At 39.3% G+C, this 17,848-nt stretch carries 13 protein-coding genes; all 13 read right to left on the bottom strand.

The genetic code is table 11. From position 1 onward, the window contains the following. Nucleotides 1-310 precede the first annotated feature (310 nt). Nucleotides 311-2,041: an FAD-dependent oxidoreductase gene (locus tag KCTC52924_RS14650; RefSeq protein ID WP_251805511.1), complete on the bottom strand. Its 1,731-nt coding sequence runs from the start codon at nucleotides 2,039-2,041 to the stop codon at nucleotides 311-313. Nucleotides 2,042-2,387: 346 nt separating this feature from the next. Next, complete coding sequence (locus tag KCTC52924_RS14645) at nucleotides 2,388-4,058, bottom strand: FAD-dependent oxidoreductase (protein ID WP_251805510.1); 1,671 nt, start codon at nucleotides 4,056-4,058, stop codon at nucleotides 2,388-2,390. 41 nt (nucleotides 4,059-4,099) lie between these two features. Then, nucleotides 4,100-5,785 (bottom strand): FAD-dependent oxidoreductase, encoded by a 1,686-nt coding sequence (locus KCTC52924_RS14640; protein WP_251805508.1) that lies wholly within the window; start codon nucleotides 5,783-5,785, stop codon nucleotides 4,100-4,102. Between the two features lie 302 nt (nucleotides 5,786-6,087). Further along, complete coding sequence (locus KCTC52924_RS14635) at nucleotides 6,088-7,596, bottom strand: sulfatase (protein WP_251805506.1); 1,509 nt, start codon at nucleotides 7,594-7,596, stop codon at nucleotides 6,088-6,090. A 334-nt stretch (nucleotides 7,597-7,930) separates the two neighbouring features. Further along, complete coding sequence (locus tag KCTC52924_RS14630) at nucleotides 7,931-8,764, bottom strand: hypothetical protein (protein ID WP_251805504.1); 834 nt, start codon at nucleotides 8,762-8,764, stop codon at nucleotides 7,931-7,933. Between the two features lie 297 nt (nucleotides 8,765-9,061). Further along, on the bottom strand, nucleotides 9,062-9,895 hold the full coding sequence (locus tag KCTC52924_RS14625) for a universal stress protein (RefSeq protein ID WP_251805503.1): 834 nt from the start codon (nucleotides 9,893-9,895) through the stop codon (nucleotides 9,062-9,064). Nucleotides 9,896-10,224: 329 nt separating this feature from the next. Beyond that, nucleotides 10,225-10,425: a hypothetical protein gene (locus tag KCTC52924_RS14620; protein WP_251805502.1), complete on the bottom strand. Its 201-nt coding sequence runs from the start codon at nucleotides 10,423-10,425 to the stop codon at nucleotides 10,225-10,227. A 412-nt stretch (nucleotides 10,426-10,837) separates the two neighbouring features. Continuing rightward, nucleotides 10,838-11,146: a monooxygenase gene (locus tag KCTC52924_RS14615; protein WP_251805501.1), complete on the bottom strand. Its 309-nt coding sequence runs from the start codon at nucleotides 11,144-11,146 to the stop codon at nucleotides 10,838-10,840. Between the two features lie 322 nt (nucleotides 11,147-11,468). Continuing rightward, nucleotides 11,469-12,545, bottom strand: a complete 1,077-nt coding sequence (locus KCTC52924_RS14610) for an amidohydrolase family protein (RefSeq protein WP_251805499.1) — start codon at nucleotides 12,543-12,545, stop codon at nucleotides 11,469-11,471. 46 nt (nucleotides 12,546-12,591) lie between these two features. Beyond that, on the bottom strand, nucleotides 12,592-13,896 hold the full coding sequence (locus KCTC52924_RS14605) for a nucleoside permease (RefSeq protein ID WP_251805498.1): 1,305 nt from the start codon (nucleotides 13,894-13,896) through the stop codon (nucleotides 12,592-12,594). 131 nt (nucleotides 13,897-14,027) lie between these two features. Beyond that, a complete protein-coding gene (locus KCTC52924_RS14600) occupies nucleotides 14,028-14,807 on the bottom strand; it encodes a DUF1080 domain-containing protein (RefSeq protein WP_251805497.1) in 780 nt (259 codons plus the stop codon). 142 nt (nucleotides 14,808-14,949) lie between these two features. Next, a complete protein-coding gene (locus tag KCTC52924_RS14595; RefSeq protein WP_251805496.1) occupies nucleotides 14,950-16,257 on the bottom strand; it encodes a Gfo/Idh/MocA family protein in 1,308 nt (435 codons plus the stop codon). 4 nt (nucleotides 16,258-16,261) lie between these two features. Then, nucleotides 16,262-17,836, bottom strand: coding sequence for a RagB/SusD family nutrient uptake outer membrane protein (locus KCTC52924_RS14590; protein ID WP_251805495.1), 1,575 nt, complete (start codon nucleotides 17,834-17,836; stop codon nucleotides 16,262-16,264). Nucleotides 17,837-17,848: the final 12 nt, after the last annotated feature.

Below are 17,848 nucleotides of genomic sequence, written 5' to 3'. Positions count from 1 at the left end.
CGTCTTTTATTCCGCAATGTAGTGGAATAGAATTGAGATTTAGCACATCATAAAACCAAAGTAGCAATGTTAATCACAGGTAAACAATAGAAAACAATATTAAGTACTCGCTATCTCCTTCTTAACAATTGGCAACTATATCAAAGCTTATAAATTTTGTTATTTCATCAAGAGGATTGAGAATTGACCATTTATTTCTGTCAATTAAAATTGAAATTAATACAAATAATTCACGAGAAAAGAGGCTATAAAAAAAGGAACAACAGTCTCCCATTGTTCCTTTTGCAACGTAACTAACTTCCTTACTATTTTACATTTTTTCGTATGGCCAATGGGTATCTACCCCTTGATTTCGAATAAGACTTTGAAATTTCCGTACCGCACCAGAATCTTTATAAACGTCTTGGGGACTTCTGCCAGATTCCATTAAAAATGGAATAAACATCCCTATAGCCTCACCTATACTCCATTCTACAGGGTGCAGTCTATAACATCCGTTGGTAAGATGTGTGGTACCAATATTTTTATTTACTGGAAAAATATTTTCCATACGTTGTGGAATTAGTGCTCCTAATGGAATTTGAAATGGAAGGGAAGAAAAATCGATGTAATTGTCCCCGCCACTGCTTGGATGTAAATCGATATGATAATATCCTATTCCTACACTATCTTCAAAATTTTTGGCCTGAGCTTTAGATTCTGGAACCCCTTGGATAGTTGCTCTTTGGGTTCTCCCCACATGATGTTCGGTGATACGGAATAAAGGCTTAATTCTTCTGGCTTCCCGTATATAGGGATATTTTGCAAGTCCATCATTCGTCCCCATTACGTCTGGCCTTAATCTAATTCCTGGCCAGCCTTTTCCGCCATCAGCCCTAGGTGCTTCTGTTTGGAGCCAATACAGTAGGGAAAGACTCAATTGTTTACCCCTATAAAAATGATATTTCAGTTCATTTTCACTTACATCGACCACATTTCCTAAGAAATAATCGTTCTGGGGGTAATTAACCAAGGTAATATCACCCGTTAAAAATCCGTCTTCAAAATTATCCTTGGCAAGAATTCTGCGATAAATCCATAGGTTCAAAACATCCTTCATATGATTGCCCCTAGGGTCAAAACCTAAATCCTTGGGGGACAGGGTTCGTGGATTTGAATAGTTGAGCTCTAGTAATTTTCCGGCCCACGGACTTTTCATTTCAGGCTTATAGTCGCGCCAAAACCCATATTCCTCGGGCTTATTTATAGTCCAATCCTCATCGGGCCTGTAGTCCATTGCAAAGCAGACCGTAAAGGCCTGATTATTTGTAGGGTCCGCAATTTCCGCGGCATGCAACTCCCCTGTATCGGATTTGGCTTCGGCGCCACAAACATACTCGGTTCCCGTCATGGGCAATAAATCGCCCAATTCTGTTGCGTCCGCAAAGTAAGGCGCAGTCAAATTCCTTATCTCCCCCGTGGAATGTGTTTTAACTCTTACAGATTGCACCTTGTTTCCTAGGGTAGAAGCCTCCAAAGCCACCGTTTCTTTTAACAGCACCAGTTTACCAGCACTGATATAAGGATCAAACATAGTTTCTAACACCCGTAGTGAAATTTTTGGCTCATGGCTAATTTCCGAAACACTGGCATTTCCTGGATTAAACCTTTCGTTATCCGCAAGCTCCTGTTTCAGAGGGTAGTTATTCCGATAATATTCTCTGACTTTTTTTCTAAATTCCCTATATAATGCGGTAGCACCAAAATCATTGATCCATTTATGCTCATCTGGGGGTACTCCCTGTTGCGTCAATTGTCCGCCTATCCAATCTGTTTCTTCGGTCATTATAACGGTCAGGCCATTACGAAGCGCCCCCAATGCAGTGGCACACCCTCCTGTTCCCCCACCAATGATCACTAGATCTGCTTTTAATGTCCTCCCCTCTTTATGAATACTATGAACCTTATTACTATTCGTTTTTCCATTGGATGCATAAATAGGGTTTAACACTACCAATCCGCTACCTGCGGCCAAATTGCCCAAAAAATTTCTTCTTTTCATATTTAATAAATTACAATAATAACCAGGCTACAATATATAGATCTGCTACAGTATAAACAACTAAACTGTTTCCAATAATCTACCTCCCAACTAGGGACTTATACAGTTTTTTGTTGTAACTATCCAAAATAAACTAGTTATAAACAAGCTTGTGGAAGCACTCCATTTTTATTTGAAACTATTGGCCAATTCATAGTCTTTAGGAGCAATTAATTACCAAAAAATATCATCCCGCTGTGACCCAGTTCAAGCCTATTCCTTCCACTATCATGGTTCCATAAGTGAAATAGCCTAAGATTTAAACCGCTATGGAAACTAAAAATGAGATCATGAATTAAATTTTATACTACTCTACTATTTGTCCTTTGGCAACTAGAACTCTCTTTAATGTATTATAATCCACCTCTTGAACCGTTGTATCTCCATCAATTGCCAGCACGGCGGCGGCGGCTGCCGATTGCCCCAAGATCATAAACACTGGTTCCATTCTAATAGAACCAAAAGCAATATGACTGGAGGACACGCATACCGGTACCAACAGGTTTTCGCAGTCTTCCTTTTTGGGCACCAAAGAACCATAGGAAATGGTGTAAGGACCATTGGTGCTCACCCCAATATCCCCTTCGTTCTGTACAAAGCCATCTGGTTTCACATAACGTTGAACATTGTGGGAATCCATGGTATAGGATCCTAAGCCTATTGGATTAGGGGTTGGACTTTTCTTTAAAAGTTCATTTTCGGTCATTACGAACTCTCCTATCATTCGCCGGGCCTCCCTAACATAAATCTGATGTGGCCAGTTGTCATTGTCCACAAATTCATCTTTGGCCAAACCCCATGATTGCATTTCCGACTGTATATCTTCAGGAACCCTAGGGTCGTTGGCCACAAACCATAGGAGTCCTTTTTGATAATTCTCATGTTCCTTTATAATCTCTTTCCTTCTTTCATAGGTGGCCTCCGGATAATCGTAATTCATGCCAATATTATCACTACTCAATGGACCGTGGTTATTGGTATCGGTTTTGTGGTTTGGTATGGGATCAAATTTTTCGAACCAATCCTTTCTTCCGCTTTCAAAGGACCTTGCTAATAATTCATAATTCATAGGGTCATAATCCTCTGGTTTAGGAAAGGGAATTCTATTTTCCGGATAATTGCTCATACACATCCTAAAGCAATAGGCTTGAATCTTATCGTCACCGCTGTGCCTTTCCCCAGGATGTTCTCCTGATACCCTAGGCAAAAGACCACTAGAGGGATCTCCAGGCACTACATAAGGGGAAATATCAGCTTGAAACCAATGTTTATGATGCAAAACCCCAGTCTGGACTCCATTCCATTCTTCCCCATATACTTCCTTACCTTCTCTACCTACATGATACCTTACGCCCGCCGAAGCCATAAGATCTCCTTCATAAGTGGCGTCCAAGAACATTTTTCCTGAATAGGTATTTCCTGACAAGGTGGTGATTGAGATTATCTTGCCATCCTTCATCTTTACCCCATTCTCCCTATCCAACCATTCATCCCGATCTACACGTATCCCTTCCTCAGAAATTAGATCCTCAAACACTTGTTCTGCCACATGGGGTTCAAAGATCCACATGGTCCTATTTTCACCATCCATAGCAGGGGTTCCCTGTCCCTTGTTACCATATTCCTCTTTTTTTTGCCAGATCCAGGCCTCCTCCGTATTGTAATGTTGCCAAACCCTATGGTAGAATTCACGGGCCAGCCCACCAATTACACTCTTATCCCCTGTATCGGTAAAGCCCAAACCCCCTGACGATAATCCCCCTAAATGAATATCGGGCGATACCACTATAACCGATTTCCCAGACCGCTTTGCTTCTACTGCCGCCGAAATGGCGGCAGAAGTCCCACCATATATAATGATGTCGGCTGTAGCTCCCATATTTGACTTTTCTTTGGAATCTTTACAGCCGGTTAATGCCATTAGCCCTGCTATTACTAGGATAAATGTTAAATCCAAGAACTTTTTTTTATGTGCCATTCTATTAGAATATTGAAATTCCATCCATGGAAGTTAGTTTTTTATTTTACTCTTTGGCCGTCTTTAAGGAGCTGCTCCTTTAAACTCTGGTAAGGCACATCTTGAACATTGATATTTCCATCTATGGCAAGTACTGCTGCCGTAGCTGCTGATTGTCCCAGTACCATAAATACCGGTTCCATACGGATCGATCCAAAGGCAATGTGCGTTGAGCTAACACAGATAGGAACTATAAGGTTATTACATTCCTCCTTTTTGGGCACTAAAGATCTGTAGCTAATTGGGTAGGGCTTAAACCCATGCGCCTCTACATTACCCTCGTTCTGTACATATCCATTGGCATCTACATAGCGCTGTACATGGTGGGAATCCATTCCATAAGCCGCCATACCAATAGGATCCTCAGCCACTATTAATGCCTCACAATTTTGTTGGGTCATTACATAATCACTGATCATTCTCCTAGCCTCGCGGATATAAAGCTGTTGTTGCCATCCATCGGCCCTTTCAAATTCGTCCTTTGAAGTACCCCATTTTGAAGCTTCCTCACGAACCTCCTCAGGAATTCTTGGATGGTTGGCCAAAGACCACATCAGCCCCATTTGGTAATTCCTGTGGTCCTCGATAATCTTTTCTCGTTCCGCATAAGATGCCTCTGGGTAGTCATAATTCTTGCCGATATAGTCGGTAGAAAAGCCAAACTTGTTGTTGGTATCCGTTTTTCTATTGGGCATGCTAGAGTTGATCCATGGCAACAGAGAATTACCATAACCGTACATATCTCTTATAGGCCCCTTTCTGGCCTCATAGTTACGGAACAACAGTTCATAATTGATCTCATCATAATTTGAGGGTTTCTGGAAGGGAATTCGGTTTTCCGGGTGATCTGTTAGGCACATCCTAAAACAGTAAGCTTGAATTTTATCATCACCCTCTCCTTCAAGTCCTGGTTTTTCATTAATATTTGGCAATAGGCCAGATGCTGGATCGCCTTTTTTAACATAGGGATCTACCCCAGGAAGAAAATTATGATTAAACGCATTTTTAGAAACAAATCCGGTTAAAGCTCTATTTATACTATTGGCCTGTACCCCATTTAAGGTTTCCCCATATTGGTCGTTACTTTCCCTGCCAACGGCATAGGAAACTCCGGCCGAAGCCATTAGATCGCCCTCATAAGTAGCATCTAGATACACTTTCCCTTTAAAAGACTTACCGCTTTCCATGGTAATCGACTCTATTCTGCCAGTTACTTTTTTAACCCCTGATTCCCTGTTCAACCTTTCGTTGTAAACCATTACAATTTTCTCCTTATCCATCATGGCTTTATAGACCGCAAGGGCGGCCGAAGGCTCAAAAGTCCACATGCTTGCCTCTCCTTCCTCTGTACGAGTTTGCCCGCTATCCATATATTCCGATCTCTGCTCCCATTTCCAGTTTTCCGGATTGTCGTAGTGCTTTTTGATATTTTCATAAAACTCTCTGGAAATCCCGCCAATGGCCTGTTTATTTCCAATATCGGTCTGGCCTAGACCTCCAGTGGTAAGCCCCCCTATTCTATTGGATGGCTCTATGAGTACCACGGACTTGCCCATTCTACTGCTTTGCAAGGCAGCTGCAACTCCGGCGGAAGTTCCGCCGTATATTACAATATCATACTTCTTGGTTTGACCGCTCGCGAAATGTACAATCGCGAGTAGCATAAGAAAATTTATTAATTTTTTCATCTTCTACTTAATTAGTGGTTTATTTAATTTTGGTTGGATAATTATGACTAAAACTATGTTTTCTTCCCTGATTACTAGCGTACCATCTTTACTCCATTCCTCTCCTCTATCCGTTAAATGATCGACCATTTTTTGTCTCCATCGAGCAAGGGTATTTTTATAAAAGTTTTTCACCCACTGCTAATTTCCGTGCGTTTTCCAGGATTAATTATACCTCGCCTATTATGAAGCCATCATAAAAAGTTAACAGTTTTGCTCATTGGTATTGGTCGATGGTAATCACATAGATATTGGACAACGGTTTACTTCGTTTTTTGTAAGTCATATTGGATATCCAGATCGTTAGTTCTTACCTCTTTTAATTTTGCTTTCAACCGATCTTGCATTTGCGTTCTCACTTCAGCATATTGTGGGTTGTAAGCCAAATTAGTATACTGTTTGGGATCGTACTCCATATCAAATAATTCCATCCCCGATCCAGCATCTTCATCGTATTGGATATAGGCCCATTTTTTAGTTCTAATCAAAAAGGTTTTCCCTCCCTGACTAACAGAGAACGCCATGTCTCTAACCTCAATCTCAGGATTTTCCAAGGTTTTTGCGATACTTTTTCCTTGAATATTTTTGGAATATTTTAACCCCGCCAATTCCGCCACAGTGGGATAAAGATCCAATAGTTCGGTAAAAGAATTGCAAACTGCAGGTGCCTTACCTGGCATTTTAATAATCAACGGTACTCTCACAGATTCTTCGTGCAAACTTACCTTCATCCAAAAACGATGTTCGCCCAAATGAAAACCATGGTCGGAGGTAAATATGACTATGGTATTGTCTTCCAATCCCTCCTCTTTTAAGGTGTTGAGAATTTTTCCCACTTGGGCATCCATATAAGCCACGGAGGCATAATAGCCGGCTACCGCTTTCTTTTCCTGTTCTTCCGACATTTCCCCGTTAACACTAGTCACATAATTAATACCACGGGCAGGAATATCATCCCAATCATTTTGGACTTTGGGAGGTAAAACTATTTCTGAATGAGGATAAGGTTCAAAATACGATTTTGGTGCTACAAAGGGTACATGGGGTCTCACCATACCAACCGCCAAAAAGAACGGTTCATTTTTGTGCTTCCTAATTAATTCTATTGCCTTTTCAGCAGTTTTCCCATCTGAATGCTCTAAATCACCTCCATCTGCCTTGACTATAGTCATCACATTCCCACCTTTTCTTGGTTTATCTCCAAATGGGTTATTTTGCACCAATTCTGCTTCCCCTTCCGCTTTCCATTCTGGACCTTGACTATTGAAACGTTCGGTCCAAGATTCCCCATCATCTTGACCATTAGAACCAGTTTCAATATCTATGGGTACGCCCATATGGTAAATTTTACTTACTCGGGCAGTATAATACCCATTGTCTTTAAAAAGCTGTGACCACGACTTTCGTTTTTCGCCAACTTGTTCACGGCCGCTGACATACCCATAGGTTTGCGTTGCATTTGGATAATAACCGAACATTAGGGATGCCCGTGATGGACCACAAACCGGATACTGTGAATAGGCATGAGTATAGCGTGTTCCCTCCGTAGCCAATTTATCTATATTAGGTGTTCTGCTGGCTATATTTTCATAAGAAGATACTGCGGTGGCTGTGAGATCGTCTGCAACTATAAATAGGACATTAGGTTTCTTTTTTTCTTGCGTATAGCCTGTTATAGAAATTAGCAATCCTAAAATAAAAATAATATTTGTTCTCCTAAAATTAGAATTATAGTGTGCTACTTTGTCTCTTTTAATCTGTGGTTTTTTCATCTAGACTATACATTGGTTTTTTAGGGTTATTGATTTATTTCGGCATTTCTTCAGCAAGATGGTATTCTCTGAAGTAACAAATTCTGGATAAGATAAACATTCTTGATACAACCGACATATCCCTACTTTCTGAATTATTATTTTCCAGTAATTACAATGCTTTAAATTATTACCAATATAATAGGGGTCTCCGTTTTATAAAGGTCTATAAAGAACCTTAGGACAACCGCAATGTTCAGGGTATTGGGCATCGGATTACGTACGATTCTTTCCGTTGTTTTTGCAATTTGGCAAAGCGTTTTAAGGGTGTGATTTAAAGTTAGTATAGCTGACCTTATTCTTCGGGCAAATACACATAATAGGAGTTGGGAGAAATAGTTTTGAAGCGGTAATTCACTTTCATATTATTATATTCGAAATCTGTTTCTTCACTTAAAACCATTGTATTTTTTGGTATCCCCCATGGAAAAGTTATAGGAAGTTTTATGTCGCCCTCCAAATTATTAAAGTGATGTAAAGCTCGCATATCAACCTCACCAGCTCCTAAATAAAAAACTGATGGATCTGGTTGACCTTTAAAAAATACTTCATATTTCTCACCTTTAAATATTTCCCAACCATGGACTGGTTCCCCAAATTTTTTAATTTCTCCTGTAGGCTTCCAGAAATCGGGGAACTCATTTTCATCAACCAATTCCACAACTTGTTTATCTAAAGTATTCGGGGTATTCATTTCTGGTTCCTGATAGTTTAAAAAATATGCTCCGTTTGGTTTTGCCACAACCCATTCGCACATTTCACTGCTCATTCCAAAAGAGCTTAATCTTTCAAACAACCAATAATTCAAATTCGGCTCCCTATATACCCACATTTCTTTCCATTCTCGATCTTCATTGAGATACTCCCATATCCACAATTCGGTGAAATGAATTTCTTTTAGTCCAGCCATAGCCTTAGACTCCGTATTCTGACCTTCCATATACTGTCGGTCAATTTCCTTTTCTTCACTTTCTGGCATATTTCCACTGGTAGGTGTAGTGTCATTTTCAATATGCGCTATTGATTCAGCCTTTATTGAGGGCTCTGTTATTTTTTTGGATTGATCTGAAGAGAAAACACAGCTTGTTAGAAGTAAAATGAGGCTCAATAAAGTCAAATACTTGGTCATGGTTATGGCTTGAAAAATTACACAATTAAAATCTTATCATAGAATTGATATCCGAATTTTAAATTTATATAAAATATTCTAATTGGTTGACTTTTAAGAGGCTAATCCTTGTCTAGCGTAGTCCGAAGAATGAGCTACTACGCTATCCTCTCTTTAAAAGTTAGGCCATCTATATATCTAAGGCTATGATGTAGCCCTAAAATAGGCAGCTGCCCATTTTAGGGCAGGTCCTATAAGCCTCTTACCCTATAAAGGGAATAAATATGATTTTAGGGAAAGCTAACTTTAGGAGCGTTATCAGTTTTTATGTGGTATAACAAAAAATGGAATGATAGAATGATATCCCATTTTCTTAATAACAGGTTCTTTAATGAAATTTTCAATTATGCTATGTTCATAGTTAATCATTGTAAGAATGTTGATGTTTTTTTCTTCAATAAAACTTTCTATGGCTTGTTCTTTTTTGCCTATTTCAGGCATCCAATTAAAACTGTGCTTATAGTCATTTAAAAAAGCCTTTAACATCTCCAAATTATCATTCTGTATATCCGTGAGTTTATCCTTGCCGTTAATATGAAGCACATTAATTTTAGAATTATGCACATCAGCTAATTTCTTTATAGGCTGTATTTCATTTCCATAGCCTCTATTAAAATCAGTAGGAAACCCAATCTGAGCGGGTGATACAAATTCGAAATTGTTTGGCACCAACAATAAAGGACAAAGCCTCACCTTATCAATTACAGTAACGGTATTACTCCCTAGAAGAAACTCCTTGGCACCTGTAGCACCTTTTGTGCCCATAGCAATCTGGTCTATTTTATGCTTTTCAATTGCGAATTTTATTGCATCCTCCAATGAATCAAGACTAAAAATTGTTTCAAATATATGGTCGCTATTTGTGCTTTCAATTATAGCTCGAGCTTTCAGCCCTGCTAATTGTTCTTTCGATTTGTCTTGAAGTGAATCTATATAACTTGGAGAAACGTATGTTCTAGAACCGGAACTGAAAGTCCAAGCATGTAAAAAATAAAATGTACAAGGCTCTTGGGCATATAATTTTAAGGCATAAAGTGCCGCGCTCCATGCATTTTCTGAAAAATCTGTTGGTATTAAAATATGATGTCTCATGCTATTTTTAGTTCTTTTTCCTTAACAAATATTATAAATTTTTCTAAGAAGTAAAGTTAAGGTCCAACCTCTAAGCGTAAAATGACATATATCATCTTATAATATCCAAAAACAAAGAACCGATTAAGAGGTCTAATCGGCTCAAAAGAATATCATCAATTACTTTTATTTATTAAGGCTTCCTATATGCTTATACCTAAAAATGAGATCAGCCATAGGCAGAGCCATTCAGTAGATTATTCACTGTGACTACCTCAATTAAATGGTTATCCACCTAATGTTATTTCTATTCCTTAAATACAAGGAAAAAACAACCTTTAGAATGGATATTATTCTATTTTTAAAGGGGGACCCACCACTTGCATTTCGTTGGCTGCAAAAATAGTTTCGATTTCTTTTTGGGTCGGTTGGTGGTCCAATGCTGACATTGTCACAAAAAATTCCTCAAGTTTTCCTGCAGGCTGCAAGGTCACATTAGTTCTTCCTCTTTCCGATTTTTGTGTCCAAGCATGTGGAGCAGTCAGGTTCATAAATTGTCCTGCGTATGTGCGACTAGTTTTCGGTTATGTTCATTTCAAATTCTGTTTTTTTAGGGCATTAAAATCACTTCATTTTTTCTGCGACTCTCCTACTCCAATTTACTGAATAAATCGATGTGATTGAAAACACAATTGAATTATAAACTCTAAGTAATCCTTTATAATTCTGGTTTTCTATTCTTTCAACCAGATCTAAAAAATCAATCCATTATCCAGTGGTCGTAATTATAATAAAAAGGTGAAATTGGTTTTTGGGACAGATAAAAGAAGTGCTATCTGATTTAAATTTCCTTTAGTAATCGACAGAACCATATAGTATTAAAACCCTATAAAGTTGGGCAACCTTATAGGGTATAAACAGCAAACAAAAAACGATTAAATTTTTTTTTTAAGCCCAACAACTTTAAAACTGTAAAGGGGCTTTACAAATTTCCGAAAGTTGTTCATTTATTTCAAATACCTTTCCTCTAATGTCAGTATACCCCCATTGCTCGAGTCGCTTTGAGTGCATGTTAAGATAATTTTCTGCATTTTGGCGGGTATCAAATAAATAAACTCCCCCTGCAATATTTTCATTTTTATCTTCTGTCCAAAATTTCCAAATACATCCTGGCTCCTTCATAATACTTTGGGCAAGCTCTGTCATTTGATCTGCCATTTCTTTGCCCCATATATCTTTATGAGGAAAATCTACACACATTAATACTGCCATAAAATTTATTTTTAAAAGTTTCTGTAACGACCGATTTAAGAACTTGCCTTTTCACAAAAAGCATCCTTATGCCAACCGATTTCTTAAAGGTACTTAAAATAAAAATAAATGAAACTAGAAGATTGTTTTGTATTTATAGCTCTAGCTATAAATCAAGTTTAACGAGAAGAGACAGTGGAGTTGCTAACTTAGTCCAAACCGATTCTTTATGAGTTACTTATAGCAAAAAATCAATGGCCACCCGCCTTTAGGCCGTGGTTCTTGTTTGTTGCAATAGCTATATGGACTTTAGCCCAATTTAAGGGTTAAAAAATCAAATTCCTTATTGGGGAAACATCCTAAGCCATTTTTGGGCATTTTGTAAATAAATTTTATCAATGACCTCCTTTGGAAGCTTTAACCCCCTAAATTCTTCATTAACCAGGTCGCTGGCCATAACCTCATCGGTTACAAAAAAACGCCAATCCGTAAGCCACATTTTACGCATCTCCTGCTGCATTTCTTTTGCATCATCCTTGCCATCATCGGCCAAATCGGTTGCATAGAGAATCCGATCCTGGTACTTTATAAAAAAGGCACGTACTTTTTCCCTATTTTCTATGGTTTGATAAAAAACTTGCCCCATTCTAGCTGCGAGGTCTATAGACATATTTGGAAACTTGTCCAACCGTTTCGCCAATTCATCAACGCTCCACTCCAGACTCCCCATATGTGCCCCCATAAATACCAGATCGGGGTGTTTTTCTAGCATTCTATCCCGAGCGGCAATCTGCTCTTCATAGGTCGGTAGTTCCGGATGTCGGTACATATGGTACTGTGGATGTTCGGAAAAGTAGTTCCGATCGTTGTTTGTGGTCATTTCATCTAGTGGAAGCCAACAATTTTTTGGTTCCCCTAAATGCCCAATCAAGGGTATTTTTTTACTGGCTAAATAATCGAATATAGTATCTAGTTTGGGATGGTCCACCATAATTAGTCGGTTGTCCTTATCGCGAAAAACCATGCCAATGTTCTTCCAGACCTTTACCGCTATTGCTCCTTCTGCAAAACTCTTGTCTAGCCAAGAAATGGTGTTCTTGGTAAAGTCTGGATTATCCCAATCGGCAATAGAAAATGAGGTAGCGACCTCAAATACCTCGGGCTCTTGTTTCTTTTGGGCGAAACTATAATCATATTGTTTTCTAATTAGCTCCTCCCCTTTTGAAAGGTCGACCATAATATTGAGCAATCGAAACTTAGCTTTCTTTGCTTGTTCTACAAAGCTGTTACGATCGGTAAAAACATGAATGTGGGCATCAATTTTATCCACCTTATCAAAGTCGTCCAAAGTATAATATTCCTTCTTTTCCATACAAGAAACCGTTAACAGTACTAATAAGGCACTCCACCCAATTTTCATCTGTTTAATTTTTTATTGTTTTAATAGCACCTATCTCATCCAAAATCTAACTTTTTATTTTTAGATCAGAATTATCTGTCAATCCCCCTATCAGCTCCTTTTGATCCCTACTATCCGCCTTAGGTAAAATGTGCTGCACCTTATTATCGAGCACTAGTGGTCCTACAAGCTTTTCCTTGAAAAATAATAGGAATAACAATCCAACTACCAACGCAATTATGGCTGGAACCAACCAAATAGATTCCCATTGGTAACTCATTATTCCGTCGGTATTGATCAAAAAATTATCGGTCACCGCACCGGAAACAAAGGAGCCAATAAACATTCCCACTCCGTAGGTAGCAAAGGTGATAAGACCTTGGGCAGAATTTCTAAAAGAGGGTTTACACTTCTTATCGATATAGATCTGTCCAGAGACAAAGAAGAAATCATAGCATACGCCGTGTAATATAATACCGAAATACAACATCCAAATTCCTGGCCCTATATCCCCATAGGCGAACAAAAGATAGCGTACCACCCAGGCAAAAATTCCGATCAGCATCATTTTTTTAATCCCAAGCCTCCTAAAAGCAAGGGGCATCAACAGCATGAATAAAAGTTCGGAAACCTGCCCCATAGTCATCTTAGCAGCAGCATTTTCCATCCCTAGCTCATTTAGAAAAGGATTGGCAAAGTTGTAATAAAAAGCTAAGGGGATACAAACTAGAATGGAGCTAACAAAAAACACAACAAAGGACCTCTTCTTAAATAAAACCAACGCATCTAATCCTAGGATGGTAGAAATGCTCGCACTTTTTCCTGAAGGCGGGGTACTTGGCAAGAAGAAGCTTAAAATACCTAGCACTACAGAACAATAGGCCGCAATACGGAACGTCATATGAGAGGACTCCAATTCCATAAACCCTATTAAGAGTCCAGCTGCGATCCAGCCCACGGTACCTAAAACCCTAATCCGTGGAAATTCTTTATCGGGGTCTTCCATTTGCGAAAAGGAAATGGAATTCACTAAGGACATAGTAGGCATATACAACAAGGTGTAGAGCAGGATTAACCACCAAAATTGCTGAAAATGTTCAACGGTACTTATATAATATAAGGTGGCAGCACCCATTAAATGTAATGTCCCTAGCACCTTTTGAGCAGAGAAAAATCGGTCTGCTACCATTCCTACGAAAAAAGGGGAAATAATAGCGGCTATAGAAAGATTTGCATACGCTGCCCCTACCTGTGTAGCATTTACTTCCAATGAGGACATTAGATAGGTGCCCATGGTAACATACCACGCTCCCCATATAAAATACTCCAACAGCATTAAAACGGATAAGCGCAATCTTACTGAGTTTTTCATGGTGGTTGGTTGGTTGGTTAGGTTTTTTTAAGCAATGAACTTTAAGGGGTAAAATTAAATATGCTCTGGAAACAACATAAAACCTGACCTTTTAGGATCAGGCTTATCGTTACTCCTCTAAATCTTATTAACTAGTTACTTAAAAAAGGAGCTATCTGCTCAGCAGATGTTACTCCAGGTGGGAGCTCTATTACTTTTAAATTTCTGAAATGAATTTCTGCTCCTTCAGATTCGAGGCATAAATACCCTTTCTTTTGAGTGGATTTAGAAATCCCATTTACAAATTTACCGTTAACAGAAAGTTTAATGACCCCGTCTACACATACAACGTCATAGGTATTCCATTCTCCCTTTCCCTTAGCTCTATTCTCTAGGGACTTGCTTCTTTCTCCCCTTGGATTATCGGGTAAGGTTACTACGCCCCCTACACCCCAAACTTCCCCATGAACATAGGCTATAGGTTGCTGAACACCGTCTTTTGCATTTATGTTTACCCAATCCAATTCGAGCATCTGAATTTCAACACCGTCAGGCAATGGGGATTTCCCCTTGGGGTCCGCACCGCTCCATGCAAAAATTCCGGAGTTACCCCCTGCTTCCATATGTCGCCATTCTACATGAAGAATAAAGTTTTCATATTGTTTCTCCGATCTTACCACCCCAATTGGATGGCCTAAATTCACCAATACGCCATCTTCACCAACGGTCCACCCTTCTTTAACGGTATTCACATTAATCCATTTAATAGTAGATTCTTCTCCCGACTTCCCTGAAATCATATTCTCCCAGGTATTCTCGCCACCAAATTCAAATTCGAATGCTTCATGCTGAGCATCGGCTTGGTAAGCAGTCAATACAATTAACAATACAGATAAATGGGCAAATTTTCTCTTAATTGAAATTCTCTTCATGTTTTTATGGTTAAATTATTTATCAAAATAAAATAGCTGTTTAACAAATTACCGAAAGTGGTTTTGGTTAAACCAGAATATAGTATTCCCGTAAAAATAGCAATTTAGCGGACTCTCCACCACATTTTCAGAAAATCTATAATTATATCATTTTGGTGATACCCGGAACAGCTATTTCAGGACCATCATACTTTAAATCCCAACTGTACGCATCATTCTCCGGGCCTAGGGATACGTTAGAGTTCATGGCTTCTTCCCAACTGATAGTCTGTCCGGAATAGGCCACGTCCCTACTTATTATAGCCATCAAGGTACTATTAGCGGCCATTTCCCCATCATTTATAGCGCTTCCCTTGCGAATGGATTTAAACAGTGCATCGTGCTCACTTTGGTACATATCGTTGGTTTCCCCTTCATACTTCCAGGTGTTTTTACCCCAAATCTCATGTCTGTCTCCTTGATAAAATGCATTCCCGAGCGTACCGGCTATTTCAACAGAGTTTCTGGAAGACCCTCCACTTAATTGCCTTGTGGTCACATTTCCCTTTAAACCATCCCCATAATCGAATTCTACCGCAAAGTGATCATAAATATTGCCGTACTTCTTATCTGTACGCCACTGTCTTCCCCCAACTCCGGAAGCACTCAAGGGCATTCTTTCTCCCATGGCCCAAGAAATCATATCCGTACTATGAACAAACATTTCCACAATAAAATCCCCGCTCAACCAATTGTAATAATACCAGTTGCGCATTTTATATTGCATATCGTTCCAATCTGGTTGGCGTTCCTTATACCACAGCTCGCCTCCATTTCTTACGGAGGTAATGGATTTTATTTCCCCTATCTCCCCACCCAAGACTTTCGCCATAAGGGCCTGTTTCGGCAGATCATATCTAAAACACAGTCCAGAAACAATAGACAAGTTCTTTTCTTTGGCTTTTTTTGCAGCTTCCAAGACTTTACGAATCCCAGGGGCATCCACTGCAACGGGCTTCTCATAGAACACATGTTTACCAGCGTCTATAGCCGCGCTAAAGTGTTTTGGTCTAAATCCCGGGGGCGCTGCCAAGAGCACTACATCTACACCAGAATCAATTAATTTCTGATAGGCGTCAAAACCAACGAATTGCATTTCTTTTTTCACCTCTGCTCGTAGCCCATGTTCTTTCTTCAACAATTCTAAGCTACTGGTCAATCTATCCTCAAAAACATCGGCCATAGCATGCAAAACCGTGTCGGGGTCTGCATTTAGCGCCTGTACGGCTGCACCGGTACCTCTACCTCCACAACCTACCAATCCAACCTTCAATACTTTGTTCTGCATTAGAAACGGATTTGCAAAACCAGCGTTTAGGGTCGCTGCACTAAAAAGTGTAGCGGCCCCCGCCTTTTTAATGAAGGATCTTCGATCTGATCCTTCTAATGAAACAATAACTTTCTTAGCCATAATTTTAATTTACATAGCCCGGATTCTGGGTAATTACATCATTAATATCCATTTCTGCTTGAGGAACAGGCCAGCAGTAATCCCTACTTTCATTGAAGCTAGCCACGGATCCATAATCCAACAGTTTCCATTGACCAGAAACTGCATCTTTATAGTACATTCCTTGTAGCAAGCCTGACTTTACATTACCTATTTTCCATCGATTAATATCAAATAAACGCAAACCTTCAAACGCCAATTCCTTTACTCGTTCATCCCTGACAATTTCTCTAAATTCTGCCTGCGACTTGCCTGTCGTAATTGGTGGCATATTAACAGTGGGCCGTTGTCTTATATCATTTATGGCCTTGTATACCGAAGCATCTATATCGTTCAATTCTATTTTAGACTCTGCATACATCAGCAAAACATCCGCATAGCGCATCAAAATCATATTAATATCACCGAGATTTGAATTTGCAGAATAGGATTCATAATCCACCCACTTCTTTAAATTGTAACCATTAACCGTAGCAAATTCAGTACTACTTATCTTATCTGGGGTAGTACTATTTGGCCATGAATTATATATATTATTTCCAGCTGGCTGTCCCGTATAGAAAACATTATACCCCCATCTTGGATCTTTGTTGGCAAATGGATTATCAGGATTCACAGGGCCAATGTATTCGTACTTTTGAAAAAGACCGTTCATTGGCTCCACACTAGAACTTCCCCCAATGGAAGCAGCAGAATAACCAAATGCATTATACGTATCTCCACCAACTGCGAATTGCCTATCAAAAATTACCTCTTTAGAATTTTGACCCACCACGTGGAACAACTCTTCATAATTAGGATAGAGTTCATAAATACCCAAATCCATTACGGCTTTAGAGGCATCGTGGGCAACCTGAAAATTACCATTCCGGATCGCTACTCTCGCCAATAAAGTTAAAGCAGCCCCTTGGGTGACCCTTCCTGTATCATCTGCCGAATAACTTAAGGGCAACGCATTGGAATTTATGATGTCGTTCAGTTCATTGGTTATAAAAGTGACGATCTCTTGCCTTGAATTGGTAGGGCGTTGATCATTTATATCGATTACTTCCGTAATTAAAGGAACATTACACCATAAACTAGAAAGTTGCGTATAGTAGTAGGCCCTAAGAAACCTTGCCTCAGCGGTCAATCTTGCGATCTCACCCGGGTCGGCTCCCTCTAACTTGACAATATTCGTAACCACATCATTGGCCTTTCTAACCCCTCTAAAATAACGGTTCCAATTGCTAGTGATTGTACCGTTGGAAGGATCAATTTCCCCAAAACGGACATCATTAAAGGTAGGAACGTTAGAATACTTGTGATATCCAATATCCGTAATACCATCCAATGCCATCACCATTTGGGTACCATCCAATTCGGCATATACAGCATTAACAGCTAGTTCTGCATCCCTAACGGTAGACCAGTAGGTAGTTTCCGAAACTGCTCCGGTAGGTTCTATATCTAAACCTTCATCAAATCCTTCACTACATCCCATAAACAAGGCAACGGTAGCGAAGAATAATAAACCTTTTATATTATTATTTCTTTTCATGATTTTGTCTTT

Source organism: Arenibacter antarcticus, from assembly GCF_041320605.1.
GTDB classification, from domain to species: domain Bacteria; phylum Bacteroidota; class Bacteroidia; order Flavobacteriales; family Flavobacteriaceae; genus Arenibacter; species Arenibacter antarcticus.
Note: the sequence above shows the minus strand (reverse complement) of the source record. Positions and strands in the feature narration are given on the sequence as shown.